Genomic DNA, 16,970 nt, shown 5'->3' with positions numbered 1-16,970 from the left:
TCCAGAACACCCCGAGCATCGTCAGAACTCCCCGGACCGGTCCGGGCGGATACGTTCGAGCAGGAGCAGCGACACCGCGCACACCAGCATCAGAATCGTGCTGAGCGCCATCGCCTGCCCGTAGTTGAGCTCCCCGGACCGTCCCAGCAGCCGCGCCACGGCCACCGGCAGGGTCGGGTTGTCGGGCCGCGCGATGAACACCGTCGCCCCGAACTCGCCGAGCGACACGGCGAACGCGAAGCCCGCCGCGACCAGCACCGCTCTTCGCACCAGCGGCAGATCGACCTCGCGCCAGGCCCGCAGCGGCGACGCCCCGAGCACCGCCGCCGCCTCCCGGAGCCGCCCGTCCACCGCCCGCAGGACCGGCAGCATCGTCCGTACGACAAAGGGAACGCCGACCAGCGCCTGGGCGAGGGGCACCAGGATCCACGATGTCCGCAGGTCCAGCGGGGGCCTGTCCAGCGTGATCAGAAAACCGAAGCCGACGGTGACGGCGGACACCCCGAGAGGCAGCATCAGCAGCGCGTCGAAACCCCGGACCAGCCGCCCGGCCAAGGGGGTCCCCCCGGCCGAGTCTGTTCGAGGCCGGCGGAGCGTCAGCGCGGCCGCCGCGAGCCCGCCGACGATCAGCGCGATCACAGTCGCGACCAGCGCGTACTGCAGTGAGTTCCCGATCGCTTCGAGGGGTGCGACCAGGAACGTGCTGCCGCTCGCCTCCGCGGACTGCAGGGCGCGGTAGTAGCCGAAGCCGAAGCCGCCGGGGGTGTCCAGCGAACGTTCCACGAGCACACCGAGCGGCAGCAGGATCAGCACCAGGACCGTCAGCAGGACCCCGCCGAGCAGCGCCCACTGCCCGGTGCCGCGCGGCCTGCGGGAGGTCTGCGCCGGATCGACCAGCTTCAGCGCCATTTCCCCGCGCCGCACGGCCCACGCGTGCACGGCCAGGATCACGCCGACCGCGGCGAACTGAACCAGTGTCAGCACGGCGGCCGTCGGAAGGTCGAGGAGCTGGGCGGTCTGCCGGTAGACCTCGACCTCCAGCGTGGAGTAGCCCGGACCGCCGAGGATCTGCACAACCCCGAAGGAGGTGAACGTGAAGAGGAAGACCATCAGCCCGGCGGCGGCCACCGCGGGCGCGAGGGCCGGCAGAGTGACCCGCCGCCACGCCGCGAACCGCCCGGCGCCCAGCACCCGGGCGGCCTCCTCCTGCCGCGGGTCGAGCTGCGACCACAGTCCGCCGACGGTCCGCACGACGACCGCGTAGTTGAAGAAGACATGGGCGATCAGGATCGCCCACACCGTGGTGTCGAGACGCACGCCCGCCAGTTCGTCGAGGAAACCGCCGCGCCCCAGCAGCGCCAGGAAGGCCGTCCCCACGACGACGGTCGGCAGGACGAACGGCACGGTGACGACCGCCCGCAGCACCTGCTTGCCGGGGAAGGCGAAGCGGGCGAAGACATACGCGCCGGGCAGCGCGACCAACAGGGTCAGCGCGGTCGACGCGAGGGCCTGCCAGGTGGTGAACCAGAGGACGTCGAGGATGTCCGGCCGGGTCAGCACCTCGCCGATCCGGCCGAACTGCCAGGCGCCGTCGGCCTTCAGCCCGCGGCCGACGATCGCGACGACGGGGTAGGCGAAGAACAGCGCGAAGAACGTGGCGGGCACGGCCATCAGACCGAGCCGCACCGCACTCCCCCGCCACGCCCCCGCGCGACGGGGATCCGCGAGCCTGGACCGGGCGCGCGCACCCTTCCCGCCCGCGCCCGGACCGCGTACGGGACTCTTCGCTACTTCACTACGAGCGAGGACCACGACTGGACCCACTGCTCACGGTTCTTGGCGATGGCGGCCGGGGCCACGGTGGTGGGCCTGTCGACCGTGGCGCCGAACTCCGTGAAGAGCTCCGGCAGCTTCGCGTCCTTGGTGACCGGGCTCACGAACATGTTGAGCGGCATGTCCTCCTGGAACTTCTTGCCGATCAGGAAGTCCAGCAGCGCCTTGCCGCCCGCCTCGTTCTTCGCGCCGTTCAGCAGACCGGCGAACTCGATCTGACGGAAGCACGTCCCGGTCGCGACCCCGGTCGGAGCCTCGCTCGGCCGCGGCTTCGCGTAGAGCACCTCGACCGGCGGACTGGAGGCGTACGAGACGACGAGCGGCCGGTCCGCATTGGCCTTCTTGCCGCCCGCGGACCCGGAGAACTCCTCGTTGTACGCCTGCTCCCAGCCGTCGACCACCTTCACGCCATTGCTCTTCAGCTTCTTCCAGTAGTCCTGGTATCCGCTCTCGCCGTAGGTGGCGACGGTACCGAGAAGGAAGCCGAGACCGGGCGACGAGGTTGCGGCGTTCTCGGTGACGAGAAGGTTCTTGTACGCGGGCTTCGCCAAGTCGTCGAAGGTCTTCGGCGGCGCGAGCTTCTTGTCGGCGAAGTACTTCTTGTCGTAGTTGATGCAGATGTCGCCGGTGTCGATCGGAGTGACCCGGTGCTTGGCCGCGTCCAGTTGGGCATCGGCCGCGACCCGGTCGATGCCCTTCGCCTCGTACGGGGTGAACAGTCCGTTGTCGAGGGCGCGGGAGAGCAGCGTGTTGTCGACGCCGAAGAACACATCGCCGCGCGGGGAACCCTTGGTCAGGATCTCCTGGTTGAGCGCAGTGCCTGCGTCACCGCTCTTCAGCACCTTGACCGTGTAGCCGGTCTCCTTCGTGAACGCCTTCAGCACGTCCTTGGAGGCGTTGAACGAGTCGTGACTGACAAGCGTCACGGTCTTGGAGCCGGAGCCCTTCGTGTCACCGGCTCCTGATGCCGAGTCGTCGGAACTGCCGCAGCCGGCAAGTGTCGTGACGCCGAGCGCGGCGGCGAGGGCCGTCGCCGCGAGCTGCTTGGTCCCACGCGTGGTGCGGGTGGTGCTCATTATGAATTCCTCCTGGGTTTGACCAGGAAGAGACGCGGCCCTGCCCCTGGAGAAGCGGGCAGGGCGCAACAGCATGAGTTGATGACCGAACTTCCTACCCGGAATGACCCGGGCGAGGTTCAGAGGGTCTGCGGCCAACCTGTCCTCGGTGCCGCACTCTCAGCGCTGTGGCGCTCCCCTGTCGGAATATGAAGTTGATTTCGGGCCCAGGTTACACGGGCCCCTTCGGCCTCAGCGCTCGGATGCCGCCAGCTGTCCGCAGGCCCCGTCGATCTCCTGGCCGCGGGTGTCCCGCACGGTCACGGGCACTCCGTGGGAGGCGATCGCGTCGACGAACGCCTTCTCGTCCTCGGGCCGGGAAGCGGTCCACTTCGAGCCCGGTGTCGGGTTGAGCGGGATCAGGTTGACATGAACGCGCTTGCCCTTGAGGAGCCGGCCGAGCAGGTCACCGCGCCAGGCCTGGTCGTTGATGTCGCGGATCAGCGCGTACTCGATGGAGATCCGGCGGCCGGACTTCTCCGCGTACTCCCACGCCGCGTCCAGCACCTCGCGTACCTTCCAGCGCGTGTTCACCGGCACGAGCGTGTCCCGCAACTCGTCGTCCGGCGCGTGCAGCGAGACGGCGAGACGGCACTTGAAGCCCTCGTCGGCGAAGCGCAGCATGGCCGGCACCAGGCCCACGGTGGAGACGGTGATGCCGCGCTGCGAAAGACCGAGACCGTCCGGCTCCGGGTCGGTCAGCCGGCGAATCGCGCCGACCACCCTCTTGTAGTTGGCGAGCGGCTCACCCATGCCCATGAAGACGATGTTGGAGAGCCGCGCAGGTCCGCCCGGAACCTCCCCATCACGCAGCGCACGCATGCCGTCCACGATCTGGTGGACGATCTCGGCGGTCGACAGATTGCGGTCCAGACCGGCCTGCCCCGTCGCGCAGAACGGGCAGTTCATCCCGCATCCGGCCTGCGACGAGATGCACATCGTCACCCGCTCCGGGTAGCGCATCAGGACGGACTCGACCAGCGTCCCGTCGTGCAGCTTCCACAGCGTCTTACGGGTGGTGTCGTCGTCGCAGCTGATGTGCCGGACCACGGACATCAGGTCGGGGAACATCGCCTCGGCGAGCTTGTCCCGTGAACCGGCCGGGATGTTGGTCCACTCGGCCGGGTCGTGCGTGTACCGCGCGAAGTAGTGCTGCGACAGCTGCTGCGCGCGGAACGGCTTCTCGCCGATCGCGGCGACGGCTTCCTTGCGCTCGGCGGGCGTGAGGTCGGCGAGGTGCCGCGGCGGCTTCTTGGCTCCGCGGGGCGCGACGAAAGTGAGTTCTCCGGGCTTAGGCATGGTTCATCCAGTGTCGCAGACACGCCGTGGTGCCCACGGTCGTCGCCGGCTCAGGCGGGACAGGGTACGACCGCGCCCGGTCGACGGCGCTCCTTGCCTGTCGCCATCGGCGGCCACCGACGGCCCACAGACGGCCCGGCCGCGCCGGCGGACCGTGACCGATCGCACGACACGCACGTGGTGCGCACAGCAGCCCACTGCCCTCGTGAAGGCCGGCGCCTGGCGAGAGCGGGACCATCGCTCAGACAGATGAGTGAGGGCCCGCCGTCCTGTGGACAACGGACCCTCACTGATAAAAACGCAGGTCAGGCTGGGGGTGGCCCCGGCCTTTCAGCTGGAGCCGACGAAAAGCACCAGCAGGAGCCAGACCACCGGAGCGGTCGGCAGCAGCGAGTCCAGTCGGTCCATGATCCCGCCGTGACCGGGGAGCAGCGTGCCCATGTCCTTGATCCCGAGATCCCGCTTGATCATGGACTCGCCCAGGTCACCCAGGGTGGCGCTGGCAGCGACGGCCAGGCCGAGCAGCAGCCCCTGCCACCAGGTGCCGTCGTCGATCAGGAACTGCATGCACAACGCACCGGCGACCATCGCGAAGGCGACGGCCCCGAACAGTCCCTCGCGGGTCTTTCCGGGGCTGATCCGCGGCGCGAGCTTGTGCTTGCCGAAGCGCCAGCCGACGGCGTACGCGCCCGTGTCGCTGACCACCGTCAGCAGGAGGAAGGTGAGGACCCGCTGCGCCCCGTCGTCGGCGCTCAGCAGCATCGCGACGAAGGTGGCCAGGAAGGGTACGTAGAACGCGGCGAAAACACCGGCCGTGACATCCTTGAGGTACCCGTCGGGCGGCTCGGTCATCCGCCAGACGAGCACCGCCAGAGCGGTCAGGGCCATGGCGACCCAGGCGCCCTCGGCTCCGCGCACATAGCCGGCCACGACCATCGCCGCGCCGCCGATCGCGAGCGGTACGAGCGGTGCCTTGATGCCCTTGCGCTCCTGCAGCCGGGAGGTGAGCTCCCAGAGGCCGACGACGACGGCGATGGCTATCACGCCGATGAAGACGGCCTTCACGATGAACAGCGAGGCGACGATGACGGCCCCGAGCCCCACACCGACCCCTATGGCGGCTCGCAGGTCACGACCCGCACGTTTCTTCTGGGGCGGCGGCGGCGCGGTGGACATGGGCTCCTGCTGCTTCTCGTCACGGTACGGAGGACCGCCGCGCCGGCCGGCGGCTCCCCCGTACCGGTCGTCACGGTCGTCAGCGTCTCTACCTGCATCGGGAACGTCCGGCACGATGGGCATGGGCCGAGTCTGCTGGGCGTCATGCACATCGTATGCAGGACCTGCCGGGGCAGCCCTCATCTCGGGCGTACCCCCGTAGCCGGCTCCCTGCGGGGCGCCCCAGGAAGAGTCGTTCATCAGACTTCGAGCAGCTCGGCTTCCTTGTGCTTGAGCAGCTCGTCGACCTGCGCGACGTACTTCGCAGTGGTGTCGTCGAGCTCCTTCTCGGCGCGGCGCACCTCGTCCTCGCCGGACTCCTTGTCCTTGACCAGCTTGTCCAGGGTCTCCTTCGCCTTGCGGCGGACGGCCCGGATCGAGATCTTGGAGTCCTCGGCCTTCGTCTTCGCGACCTTGATGTAGTCGCGACGACGCTCCTCCGTGAGGTCGGGGAAGGTCACTCGGATGATGTTGCCGTCGTTGCTCGGGTTGACGCCGAGGTCGGAGTCGCGGATGGCCTGCTCGATGTTGCGCAGCGCGCTCTTGTCGAACGGCGTCACGACGGCCATGCGCGGCTCGGGAACCGAGAAAGAGGCCAGCTGGTTGATCGGGGTCAGCGCGCCGTAGTAGTCGGCAACGATCTTGTTGAACATCGCCGGGTGCGCACGGCCGGTGCGGATCGCGGCGAAGTCCTCCTTCGCGACCACGACGGCCTTCTCCATCTTCTCCTCGGCCTCGAGGAGGGTTTCTTCGATCACCACGTGCTCCTGCGTGTCTTGAGTGGGCCCGGCGTGCTCGGGCCCGGCGGGTCCTGCGTCGCGTCCTCACCTGCACGGTGTCCGACCGGCAGGCCGTTGTCCATCCTTCGGGACCGTCCCTGGGGCAATCCCCGGCCGGCCCCGGGGCCGTCGGGGGATTCCCCCGGGCGGCCCCCCGGTTGTCAGGCCCGGGTGCCCTGGTCGCTCACGAGCGTGCCGATCTTCTCACCCTTGACGGCGCGGGCGATATTTCCGGCCGCGGTCAGCTCGAAGACGAGGATCGGCAGCTGGTTGTCACGGCAGAGCGTGATGGCGGTGGCGTCGGCAATCTTGAGATCGCGGGCGAGCACCTCGCTGTATTCCAGCGCGTCGAACTTCACCGCGTCCGGGTTGGTCTTCGGGTCGGAGTCGTAGACCCCGTCCACCCCGTTCTTGCCCATGAGCAGGCCCTCGGCGTCGATCTCCAGGGCGCGCTGGGCGGCGGTGGTGTCGGTGGAGAAGTACGGCATGCCCATACCGGCGCCGAAGATGACGACGCGTCCCTTCTCCAGGTGGCGCACGGCGCGCAGCGGGATGTACGGTTCCGCGACCTGCCCCATGGTGATGGCGGTCTGGACGCGGGAGTCGATGCCCTCCTTCTCCAGGAAGTCCTGGAGCGCCAGGCAGTTCATGACGGTGCCGAGCATGCCCATGTAGTCGGACCGGGCCCGGTCCATGCCGCGCTGCTGGAGCTCGGCGCCACGGAAGAAGTTGCCGCCGCCGATGACAACCGCGATTTCCGCGCCGCCGCGGACGACAGCCGCGATTTCCCGGGCGATGGCGTGTACGACATCGGGGTCGACGCCGAGACCCCCGCCGCCGGCGAATGCCTCCCCGGACAGCTTCAGCATGAAGCGTCCGGCCACCTTGCCGTCCTCGCGCTTGTGGTCACCTTTGGCGGCGTCCGCGCCCTTGTTCATGGAGATTCTCCTCGTGCACATACGAAGAAGGCCATTGCCGGTGGGTCTGGTGTCCCTCAGCGGCAATGGCCTCCTCGTCAGATCTGCGGTCGTACGGCGGGTGTGCGGCCGACGACTGCACTGGACCCTATCGGGGTCCACCGTTTTTCGCGGACGGACTCAGATGCCGACCTTGATGCGCGAGAAGCGCTTCAGGGTGACACCGGCCTCGTCCAGGACCTTCTGGACGGACTTCTTGTTGTCCTTGGCGAAGGCCTGCTCCAGGACGACGACGTCCTTGAAGAAGCCGTTGACCCGGCCCTCGACGATCTTCGGAAGGGCGGCCTCGGGCTTACCCTCCTCGCGAGAGGTGGCCTCGGCGACACGACGCTCGTTCTCGACCGTCTCGGCCGGGACCTCGTCGCGGTTGAGGTACTTGGGGGCGAAGGCGGCGATGTGCTGCGCGACATCCTTGGCGACCTCGGCGTTCTCCTTGTCGAGCTCGACCAGGACGCCGACCTGCGGCGGGAGGTCGGGCATGGTGCGGTGCATGTACGCAGCCACGTATCCGCCGGTGAACTGCGCGAAGCGGTCCAGAACGATCTTCTCGCCGAGGTTGGCGTTGGCCTCGTCGACGTAGGCCTGAACAGTCTTGCCGGCCTCGATCTCGGAGGCGAGCAGCGTGGCCAGGTCGGCCGGCGAGGTCGCGGCGACGTGGGCGGCGAGAGCGTCGGCGACGGCCAGGAACTTCTCGCCCTTGGCGACGAAGTCCGTCTCGCACTTCAGCTCGAGCAGGACGCCGGAGGTCTTGTCCTCGGAGATGAGGGAGACGACGGCACCGTTCTCGGCAGAGCGGCCCTCGCGCTTGGCGACACCCTTCTGACCCTTGATACGGAGCGCCTCGACGGCCTTGTCGACGTTGCCGTCGGCCTCGTCGAGCGCCTTCTTGCAGTCCATCATGCCGGCGCCGGTGAGCTCGCGGAGCTTCTTGACGTCAGCGGCGGTGTAGTTCGCCATGAGTCTGTGTTCTCTCTCGAAGTCTGAAAGATCTACGGGTGAACGGCGGGGGCGATGCCTGTGGCACCGGCCCCCGCCGTCATTCAGCCGTGACGGAGTTGTCAGGCCTGCTCGGCGTCCGCGGCCGGAGCCTCGGCCGGAGCCTCGGCCGGAGCCTCGACCTTCTCGGTCTCGGCGGACGTCTGCACCTCGGCGTCTGCCTTCTTGTCGCCCTCGAGCAGGTCGCGCTCCCACTCGGCGAGCGGCTCACCGGCAGCCTTGTCACCCGGCTTCGAGTCGCCGGTCGCGGCGCCGGAACGGGCGATGAGGCCCTCGGCGACGGCGTCGGCGATCACGCGGGTGAGCAGGGTGACGGAGCGGATCGCGTCGTCGTTGCCCGGGATCTTGTAGTCGACCTCGTCGGGGTCGCAGTTGGTGTCGAGGATCGCGACGACCGGGATGTGGAGCTTGCGCGCCTCACCGACGGCGATGTGCTCCTTCTTGGTGTCGACGATCCAGACGGCGCTGGGCACCTTCTGCATCTCGCGGATACCACCGAGGGTCTTCTCCAGCTTGGCCTTCTCGCGGGAGAGGACCAGGAGCTCCTTCTTGGTGAGGCCGGAGGCGGCCACGTCCTCGAAGTCGATCTGCTCGAGCTCCTTCAGACGCTGAAGGCGCTTGTAGACGGTGGAGAAGTTGGTGAGCATGCCACCGAGCCAACGCTGGTTGACGTACGGCATACCGACGCGCGTCGCCTGCTCGGCGATGGCCTCCTGGGCCTGCTTCTTCGTACCCACGAACATGATGGAGCCGCCGTGCGCGACGGTCTCCTTGACGAACTCGTAGGCGCGGTCGATGTACGACAGCGACTGGAGCAGGTCAATGATGTAGATGCCGTTGCGCTCGGTGAAGATGAAGCGCTTCATCTTCGGGTTCCAGCGACGGGTCTGGTGACCGAAGTGGACGCCGCTCTCCAGCAGCTCCCGCATCGTGACGACGGCCATGGCCGTACTCCTTGAGGTACTCGGTTGTCGCAACCGCAGGATTGCGGTCGCGCCTGACGCCCCGACGCGCCGTGCCACAAGGGACCGAGGAGCGCGGCCACCGTCCGCAGAGAGGGAGGTGGCGGGGCGTGCGAAGTCGACCCGGTGACCCGGATCGCCACAAGAAGTGTACGGGACCCGTCGAGTGCCGGGTGACGGCGCTGTCCACAACCGGCGAGTAGTCCACAGATCCGGTCCATGATCCCCACGGATCCGCCGGGTGCGGAACGGTTCGGGTCATGAGATACACACCAGAACCGACGGCTCGCCGCGCCCGGGCGGCCCTCATGGCAGCGTTCATGGCCGTGCTCACGATGCTGTGCGGCGCGGGCGTCGCCGCCGCGGATGACCCCACGCCGGACGGCGGGCGCGCGTGGCCGCTCGCGGGGCGGCCCGCGGTCGTACGGGGATGGGAGCCGCCGGCCGGCACCTACGGGCGGGGGCACCGTGGCGTCGACCTCGCCGCCGCGCCGGGTGCCCGGGTGCGAGCCGCGGCCGACGGCCGGGTCTCGTTCGCAGGGCGCGTCGCGGGACGGGGGGTGCTGGCGATCGAGGTGGCGGGGACCGGTGATCCGCCGCTGCGCACGACGTACGAGCCGGTGCGGGCACTGGTCTCGGAAGGTGACGAGGTCCACGCAGGCCAGACAGTCGCGGTCATGGAGGCCGGGCCGTTCCACTGCGAGTCCGGGTGTCTCCACTGGGGGCTGCGGCGTGGTGACGCGTATCTGGATCCGCTGTCGCTGCTGCCTCCGGCGCTGCTGCGGCGGGGTCCTTCGCGGCTGCTGCCGGTCTTCGGCGTACCGGAGCCGCGGGCGCCGGGCGCCGTCGGGTACGCAGCCCCTGCCGTGCTCCTCGTCGCGGCGGCCGGGTACGGGCGTCAGCCCCGTACGCCCCGCAGGATCATGGCGACGGCCGTGTCAGCGACCACCTCGGGCGCCTCCGCCACGCCCAGTTCAATACGGCGCACGGCGGCGTCCACCGAGCCCTGCAGCAGCATCGCCGCCAGCCTCGGCTGTTCATGGCCGAGGTCACCGAGCGCCTCGACGATCATGGCGATCAGCCCGCCGTGCGCTGCCCGGATCTTCTCCCGTGCGCCCGCGTCCAGCTCGCTCGCCGAGATGGCGACGACAGCGCGGTGCCGCCGGTCCCCGACCAGATCGAGCTGGCGGCGTACATACGCCTCGATCTTTTCCTCGGGCGTCTGCGCCCGCTCCATCGCGTTCTCGACCTCGGCCGCCCAGACAGGGAAGTCGACGGCGCACAGCTCCTCGACGACGGCCGCGCGGGAACGGAAGTACTCGTAGACGGAGGACCGCGCAAGGCCCGTGCGCTCGGCGAGAGCGGGGAAGGTCAACGCCTCCGTACCGCCCTCGGACAGCAGGGAGCGGGCAGCGTCCAGGAGGGCGCCGCGCTGCATGGTCCGGTGCTCGGCCACGGAGGCCGCTCGAATCCTGGGCACGGATCCACTCTACGGCGGCAGGTGTTCGAGAGGGGCGCGGGCAGCCAACATCGCCCGGCCGGACGCCTGCTCAACGTCCCGCGTCGGCCAGTTTCGCGCGGAGCTGCAGCACCGATTTGGTGTGGATCTGGCTGACCCGGCTCTCGGTCACCCCGAGCACGTTGCCGATCTCGGCAAGGGTGAGCCCCTCGTAGTAGTAGAGGGTGACGACGGTCTTCTCGCGGTCCGGGAGCGTGTTGATCGCCCGGGCGAGCAGCCGGCGGAGCTCACGGTCCTCGGCGACCTCCACCGGATTGTCGGCGGCGGTGTCCTCAAGGGTGTCCATCAGGCTCAGCCGGTCGCCGCCCTCGCCGCCGACATGCAGCAGCTCCTCCAGCGCGACCACGTTCGCCAGCGACAACTGGCTGAAAACCGCATGCAGTTCTTCCAGCGCGATGCCCATCTCCGCCGCGACCTCCGCCTCGGACGGGGTACGCCGCAGCTGCGCCTCCAGTGTCGCGTAGGCCCGCTCCACGGCCCGGGCCTTCTGCCGTACGGAGCGCGGGATCCAGTCGAGCGCCCGGAGCTCGTCGATCATCGCGCCGCGGATGCGCGTGATCGCGTACGTCTCGAACTTGATGGCCCGTTCGATGTCGAACTTCTCGATCGCGTCGATCAGTCCGAAGACTCCCGAGGAGACGAAGTCCGCCTGCTCGACATTGGACGGCAGTCCCACGCTCACCCGGCCCGCGACGTACTTCACCAGCGGCGAGTAGTGAAGGATCAGCTGCTCCCGCAGCCGGCCGTCGCCCGTGGACTTGTACGAACGCCACAACTCCTCGAGCGAGGAGGGGGCAGGGGGGCGCACAGTGCCACGCGCAGCGGGTGGCACTGCTGCGCGGTCAGACCCGGAGGTGTGCTGGGGCATGTGGTGCCTTGAGCCGTTCTGCTGTGAAGTGCTGGGGGACTTGTGTCTGAGCCGGATTCCTTGTGAGCGTAGCGTGACTGAAGCGTCGCGGTCCGCGCAGGATAGAGCATCGGTGCCGGGTACTTCCGGGGGAACGGACACGACTACGCTCCGGGCCCGTCGCCTGTGCAGCGGTCCCGGAGGGGTCGCTGAAGGATCCGCCGAGGTCATCAGCATCACCTTTTCACCCGAATGCTCCAGGTCAAGGACCGCCTCGCCGCGCGTCCCCATCGCTTGCCGACCGCCGCGTCAACCGCCATCCATCGCCATCACGTTCGACGAACCCCAGTGAGTGGAGTTCGTACAACTTGCCGAGCGCTTCGTCGGCGCCGGTCCCCGCGGTGCGGGCAACATCCCTCGCGTTGACGGAACCGCGGGAGGGGAGGGCGTCGAGGATCCGGGCGCAGACGGCGTCCAGCAGGTCCCTGGGAAGCAGAGGGCCGCGTCGGACGGGAGCGAGATCACCGATGTCCCCCACCAGTTCGACCACCTCCGAGGCGTCCGTGACCAGGACGCCTTCGCCCCGGAGTAGTTCATGGACACCGGCCGACAGTCCGCTGGTGGCAGGTCCCGGAACCCCTATGGTGAAGCGGCCGAGCTGCTGAGCCCTGCGCGCCGTGACCAGTGAGCCGCTGCGGTATTGCGCCTCCACCACGACCGTTCCCCGCGTCAACGCGGCAATCACCCTGTTCCGAAGGACAAATCTGCTGCGTGTCGGATGATCGGACGGCGGCAGCTCGCCGATGACCAGACCCTGTTCCGCCACGCGTCCGATCAGCTCGGCGTGGCCTCGGGGATAGGCGACGTCGACACCGCAGGCCAGGACAGCCATGGTCACCCCGCCGGCCGCGAGTGCGCCGCGGTGTGCCGCCCCGTCCACCCCGAACGCGGCGCCCGACACGACCACCCACCCCAGCTCCGCGAGCCCGGAAGCGAGGCTCGCCGCCATATGCGCCCCGTACGGAGTGCAGGCGCGGGCGCCGACCACGGCGACGGAACGCAGCGCCCAGAGCCGCAGATCGGGCCGGCCCCGCACCCAGAGCGCGGTCGGCCTGGAGTCACCCAGGTCGTCGAGCTGGCTGGGCCACTCCCGGTCACCGGGACAGACCAGGCGGCCGCCCACCGCGGCGACCGCTGCCAGGTCCCGCTCGGGTTCGGCGGACTCGACCCGCAACCGGTATCCGGCAAGCTGCTTCGGCGTCATGCCGCTCAGCTCTTCCGCGGTCCCGTCCCGGGACGTGAGCCTCCGCATCAGTTCGACAGCGCCGACTTGGCGCAGCCAGCGGCCACCGTGCTCGTCCCCCGGCTCCAGCACGCGGGTCAGCGCAGCCCGTGCCAGCCGCTCGCGCTCCCCCACCGTCCCCGGCGCACGTACCGGTTGCCGACCGCCCGCCCTCTCCTGCCCGCGCCCTGATTCGCGGTCTCCCACCGACTCCGGCATCATGACGCCCCGCTCCGGGTCAACGCTCCCCGGGCGATCCCGGTCCGCAGTTCCAGGGCCACCGCGATATCGGACGCCTCCGGGCGATCCGCGCCGCGCAGGTCGGCGACGGTCCACGCCACCCGCAGCACCCGGTCGAGTCCCCGCGCGGTGAGCAGTCCCCGCTCCATGTCCCGTTCGGCCTCCATGAGCGCCCCCGGCGCCGCGAGCAGCCGGGTTCGCAGCTCATGGCCGGGTACCTCGCTGTTGGTGGTCCATCCCGTGCCCGCAAGTCGTCCTGCCGCCCGGGCCCTGGCTTCCCGTACCCGCGCCGCGACGACGGCCGTGGATTCACCCTGGCCTCCTTGGCCCATCAGGTCCTCGCGCGTGACCGGTGCGACGACCACCCGCAGATCCACCCGGTCGAGCAGCGGCCCGGAGAGTCTCGCCTGATAGCGGCGGACCGAAGCGGGCGGGCATTCGCAACCGGCGCCGATGAGAGTGTGGCGCCCGCAGGGGCAGGGATTGGCTGCCAGCACCATCAGAAATCTGGCGGGCAGCCGCACCACCCCGGCGCTGCGCGCCACCACCACATGGCCTGACTCCAACGGCTGGCGCAGCGCGTCGAGCGCCCGGACAGAGAACTCCGGCGCCTCGTCCAGGAACAGCACACCTCTGTGGGCCAGCGAGACCGCCCCGGGCCTCGGCAATCCGTTCCCCCCGCCGACCAGGGACTGCATGGTCGCCGAGTGGTGCGGTGCGCAGTAGGGCGCCCGGGTGACCAGCGGTTCGCCCGGCGGCAGCATGCCCGCCACCGAGTGCACCGCGGTCACCTCCAGGGATTCCTGCCGGGTCAGCGTCGGCAGAATCGCGGACAGCCGCTCGGCCAGCATGGTCTTGCCCGCGCCCGGGGGTCCGGAGAGCAGCAGATGGTGCCCGCCCGCCGCCGCGACCGCGAGGGCCAGACGCGGCGTCTCCTGGCCGGCGACGTCCGACAGGTCCGGGCGATGTCCCTCACCCTGTGCGGAGACCCGTGCCAGTCCGGTGCCGATGCCCGCGCCCGGCACCATCAGCCCCGCCAGCATGGTGGAGGGGCGTCCTTCCTCGTCACTCTCCCGCTCGTCGGGCACTGGCTCGTCGCTGAGCACGGCGATCAACTGCCGCAGGCTCCGCACCCCGAGGACCGAGACCCCGGGCACCAGCGCCGCCTCTCCCGCGGTCTGTTCGGGCACGACGACCTTCCGGTATCCCGCCTCCGCCGCGGCGAGCACGGCAGGCAGCACACCGCGGACCGGCCGCACCCGGCCGTCGAGGCCGAGCTCCCCGATCATCACCACATCGGAGATGGCCGAGGGATCGATCCGCTCGGCCGCGCCGAGTACGGCACACGCGACAGCGAGATCGAAGCCGCTGCCTCCTTTGGGCACGGACGCCGGGGAGAGCCCGACCGTGAGTTTCTTCTGCGGCCACTCGGCCCCGGAGTTGACCACGGCGGCCCTGACCCGGTCCCGGCTCTCCACCAGGCTCTTGTCCGGCAGACCGACCAGGGTGAACGCCGCCACCCCCGGCTCGAGGTCCGCCTGGACCTCCACCACCACGCCTTCGACGCCGACCAGCGCCACCGAGCACGCCCGCGCGAACCCCATCAGGCCACCCCGCGCGCATGCTCGGCGACCGGCGCGCCCCGTCTGGGCAGCACCACGCCGATCAGATCGATCCGCACCCCGCCCGGCGGCGGACCGCCGTTCCGGTCGAGCCAGATCTCGGCGAGCCGCCGCAGCCGGTCCGCCTTGACCGGGCCGACGGCCGCCATCGGATGCTCGAACGCCCCCGCCCTGCGGGTCTTGACCTCGCAGACGACCAGCGCGTCCCCGTCCATCGCGACGATGTCGATCTCACCGGCGCGACAGCGCCAGTTCCGTTCCAGTACGGCCATGCCGGCGTCGGTCAGCAGCCGCGCCGCCAGATCCTCGCCGTACCGCCCGAGTGCCCCCCGTGCGTTCATGTCGGCACCACCTCCGGCACCGACTCTGACGTGTCCGAGCCCCGCTGGTGGATCTTGGTGGACAACTCAGCGGTTGTGGACAACTCCGTCACCCGGACGGACCGGCGACCGCCGGAGCGGCTCAGACCGACCGGCAATGGGGGGAGGGTGAAGGAGCGGGGCTGGGGTGCGTGCCTCGCAAGGCGGAGGATTGAGCCGGATGGGGTCTCCCCTGCTCGAGCGAAGCCGAGAGCTTGGGGAAGGAGCCATGGTGTGGGACGACAACGCCGCGAGGTGCGTGCCCCAGCCCCGTGACGCCGCCCCCCAAATGCCGGTCGGTCTCAGCCGCCCGGGAGTTCGAGATCGCTCTTGTTGAGTTCTTCGATGTTGACGTCCTTGAAGGTCAGGACGCGTACCTGCTTGACGAACCGGGCGGGCCGGTACATGTCCCAGACCCACGCGTCCGCCATGGACACCTCGAAGAAGACCTCACCCTGAACCGAGTGCACCTGCATCTCGTAGTCGTTGGTGAGGTAGAAACGCCGTTCGGTCTCGATCACATATTTGAACAGACCGACGACATCTCGGTACTCCCGGTAGAGCTTCAGCTCCATCTCGGTCTCGTACTTTTCGAGGTCCTCGGCGCTCATTGGCATGTTCCCCTTCAGCGTGCGTCCACCTATTGTGCGCCAGGCTCCCGCGCCCCCGAAGGCTTAGGCGATTTCGGGGGCCAGAACCACTGGCGTACGTGGCGGACCCTCGTCGAGCAGCGTGCGCAGCAGCCCGGCGAGCCTGGTCGGGTACACCGTCTCACGCGCCGCCGACAGTTCGGCGCAGGTCCACCACCTCAGGCCCGAGACACTGCGCTGTTCCAGCCCTGTGAGCCCGCTCAGATCCGTGTCGGTCTGCGTGGTTCGTGCCAGGTAGTACCACTCGTCCTGGTCCCAGCGCCGCCCGTCGAACGGGAAGGAGCAGATACGCTGCCAGAGCACGGGGCCGAGCTCGACGTCTGTGATCCCGGTCTCCTCGGCGAGCTCGCGCAGCGCGGCCTCCTCGCGGGTCTCGTCGCCCTCCAGGCCACCTCCGGGCGTGAACCACCAGGTGATGTCGGGGTTGTCCGGTTCGTAGCCGTGCATCAGCAGAATGCGGTCGTCGGGGTCAAGCAGGATCACCCGGGCGACCCTCCGGGTCTCAGCGGGCACCCGCAGGCACCTTCCCGCCCTGTCCGCGCCTGCTCCGTGCGGACCGCGCCGCGATCGGCCCGTACGCCGCGCCGCCGACGATGAGCACCACACCCGCCACCACGGCCCCGATCTGCAGCTTCAGCGGTCCGGGCTTCGACACCCCGCCGGGAAGGTCCGCGAACGCCTGCGGTCGCTCGATCATCCCGTTCATCGGCCATGCGATGGCGTCCACCCGGGCCTGCACGGCACTGCGCGGTACCGAACCCTGCCCCGGGTCGTCCAGGTGGACCCGGGAGTCCAGGGAGCCGCTGCGCTCGTCCCCGAGGAGGAAGAGCTGCCCCTTGGGCACCTCCGCCGTGAAGTCCTTCACCGAGGCGAGGCCCTTGGTCTGCAGATACGGTTCCTCAATGGGCTTGCCGTTGACGGTGAGCCGGCCGTTCTTCTCGCAGCAGGCGATCCTGTCGCCACCGATGCCGACGACCCGCTTCACCATGGGCATGTCGCCCCACGCGGGGTCCTTGAAGACCACCACGTCACCGCGGCGCACCTCGGCGCCGTCCACCCGCTCCGCGAGCACCCGGTCACCCGCGTTCACCGTCGGCGTCATCGATTCGGTCGGCACGGTGTACGGCTTGTACACCACCGCCGCCCAGGCGAACCCGCCGAGGAAGAGCACACAGCCGACGGCCACGGCCAGCCCCGACAGCATGCTGCCGAGCCGGCCGTGGCCGTCACCCCTACGTCCTGTTCCACTCATCCCAGCGTCCCCCACCTCGGAGA

16 protein-coding genes, 1 pseudogene and 1 riboswitch are annotated in these 16,970 nt (G+C 69.6%); of the genes and pseudogenes, 1 reads left to right on the top strand and 16 read right to left on the bottom strand.

Translation table 11 applies throughout. The features are described 5' to 3' along the window. Window positions 1–21: 21 nt before the first annotated feature. The 8 genes from AB0N06_RS11280 to rpsB all read right to left on the bottom strand — a co-directional run bounded on the left by AB0N06_RS11280 (window position 22) and on the right by rpsB (window position 9,158). Window positions 22–1,671 (bottom strand): iron ABC transporter permease, encoded by a 1,650-nt coding sequence (locus tag AB0N06_RS11280; RefSeq protein WP_366134449.1) that lies wholly within the window; start codon window positions 1,669–1,671, stop codon window positions 22–24. A 116-nt stretch (window positions 1,672–1,787) separates the two neighbouring features. Then, entirely contained in the window at window positions 1,788–2,909 is a 1,122-nt protein-coding gene (locus tag AB0N06_RS11275; RefSeq protein WP_366134419.1) for a thiamine ABC transporter substrate-binding protein, read from the bottom strand. A 73-nt stretch (window positions 2,910–2,982) separates the two neighbouring features. Then, window positions 2,983–3,099, bottom strand: a riboswitch (TPP riboswitch). Between the two features lie 41 nt (window positions 3,100–3,140). Further along, window positions 3,141–4,247, bottom strand: coding sequence for a 23S rRNA (adenine(2503)-C(2))-methyltransferase RlmN (gene rlmN / locus AB0N06_RS11270; RefSeq protein WP_366134418.1), 1,107 nt, complete (start codon window positions 4,245–4,247; stop codon window positions 3,141–3,143). 330 nt (window positions 4,248–4,577) lie between these two features. Continuing rightward, window positions 4,578–5,663: a phosphatidate cytidylyltransferase gene (locus tag AB0N06_RS11265; protein WP_366134417.1), complete on the bottom strand. Its 1,086-nt coding sequence runs from the start codon at window positions 5,661–5,663 to the stop codon at window positions 4,578–4,580. Further along, a complete protein-coding gene (frr, locus tag AB0N06_RS11260) occupies window positions 5,663–6,220 on the bottom strand; it encodes a ribosome recycling factor (protein ID WP_093899080.1) in 558 nt (185 codons plus the stop codon). Before frr ends, AB0N06_RS11265 begins: the two co-directional genes overlap by 1 nt. Before the next feature lie 182 nt (window positions 6,221–6,402). Beyond that, window positions 6,403–7,179, bottom strand: a complete 777-nt coding sequence (pyrH, locus tag AB0N06_RS11255; RefSeq protein ID WP_266981013.1) for a UMP kinase — start codon at window positions 7,177–7,179, stop codon at window positions 6,403–6,405. 159 nt (window positions 7,180–7,338) lie between these two features. Then, a complete protein-coding gene (tsf, locus tag AB0N06_RS11250; RefSeq protein ID WP_366134416.1) occupies window positions 7,339–8,175 on the bottom strand; it encodes a translation elongation factor Ts in 837 nt (278 codons plus the stop codon). A 101-nt stretch (window positions 8,176–8,276) separates the two neighbouring features. Continuing rightward, complete coding sequence (rpsB, locus tag AB0N06_RS11245; protein WP_366134415.1) at window positions 8,277–9,158, bottom strand: 30S ribosomal protein S2; 882 nt, start codon at window positions 9,156–9,158, stop codon at window positions 8,277–8,279. A gap of 407 nt (window positions 9,159–9,565) precedes the next feature. Here rpsB and AB0N06_RS11240 point away from each other — a divergent pair. Next, a pseudogene (locus AB0N06_RS11240) lies at window positions 9,566–10,006 on the top strand (M23 family metallopeptidase); the annotation flags it as partial. 68 nt (window positions 10,007–10,074) lie between these two features. On the opposite strand, the gene AB0N06_RS11235 reads toward AB0N06_RS11240, so the two are convergent. From AB0N06_RS11235 to lepB, 8 genes are all read right to left on the bottom strand, one after another. Next, window positions 10,075–10,632 (bottom strand): helix-turn-helix domain-containing protein, encoded by a 558-nt coding sequence (locus AB0N06_RS11235; RefSeq protein ID WP_366134448.1) that lies wholly within the window; start codon window positions 10,630–10,632, stop codon window positions 10,075–10,077. 94 nt (window positions 10,633–10,726) lie between these two features. Beyond that, window positions 10,727–11,563 carry an RNA polymerase sigma factor WhiG gene (gene whiG, locus AB0N06_RS11230; protein ID WP_358860119.1) on the bottom strand — a complete coding sequence of 279 codons (837 nt, stop codon included), beginning with the start codon at window positions 11,561–11,563 and terminating at the stop codon, window positions 10,727–10,729. Window positions 11,564–11,804: 241 nt separating this feature from the next. Then, entirely contained in the window at window positions 11,805–12,959 is a 1,155-nt protein-coding gene (gene dprA / locus AB0N06_RS11225) for a DNA-processing protein DprA (protein WP_366134414.1), read from the bottom strand. Window positions 12,960–13,042: 83 nt separating this feature from the next. Further along, window positions 13,043–14,668, bottom strand: a complete 1,626-nt coding sequence (locus AB0N06_RS11220) for an ATP-binding protein (RefSeq protein WP_366134413.1) — start codon at window positions 14,666–14,668, stop codon at window positions 13,043–13,045. Beyond that, window positions 14,668–15,027 (bottom strand): YraN family protein, encoded by a 360-nt coding sequence (locus AB0N06_RS11215; RefSeq protein ID WP_358860116.1) that lies wholly within the window; start codon window positions 15,025–15,027, stop codon window positions 14,668–14,670. The genes AB0N06_RS11220 and AB0N06_RS11215 overlap by 1 nt, the downstream gene beginning before the upstream one ends. 320 nt (window positions 15,028–15,347) lie before the next feature. Further along, window positions 15,348–15,656 carry a DUF2469 domain-containing protein gene (locus tag AB0N06_RS11210; protein ID WP_003965949.1) on the bottom strand — a complete coding sequence of 103 codons (309 nt, stop codon included), beginning with the start codon at window positions 15,654–15,656 and terminating at the stop codon, window positions 15,348–15,350. A gap of 63 nt (window positions 15,657–15,719) precedes the next feature. After that, window positions 15,720–16,208, bottom strand: coding sequence for an NUDIX hydrolase (locus tag AB0N06_RS11205; protein WP_366134412.1), 489 nt, complete (start codon window positions 16,206–16,208; stop codon window positions 15,720–15,722). After that, window positions 16,198–16,947 carry a signal peptidase I gene (gene lepB, locus AB0N06_RS11200; protein ID WP_366134411.1) on the bottom strand — a complete coding sequence of 250 codons (750 nt, stop codon included), beginning with the start codon at window positions 16,945–16,947 and terminating at the stop codon, window positions 16,198–16,200. Before lepB ends, AB0N06_RS11205 begins: the two co-directional genes overlap by 11 nt. Window positions 16,948–16,970 lie beyond the last annotated feature (23 nt).

Source organism: Streptomyces sp. NPDC051020 (assembly GCF_040683105.1).
Classification (GTDB): domain Bacteria; phylum Actinomycetota; class Actinomycetes; order Streptomycetales; family Streptomycetaceae; genus Streptomyces.
This window is presented reverse-complemented; position numbering and strand designations above follow the sequence as displayed.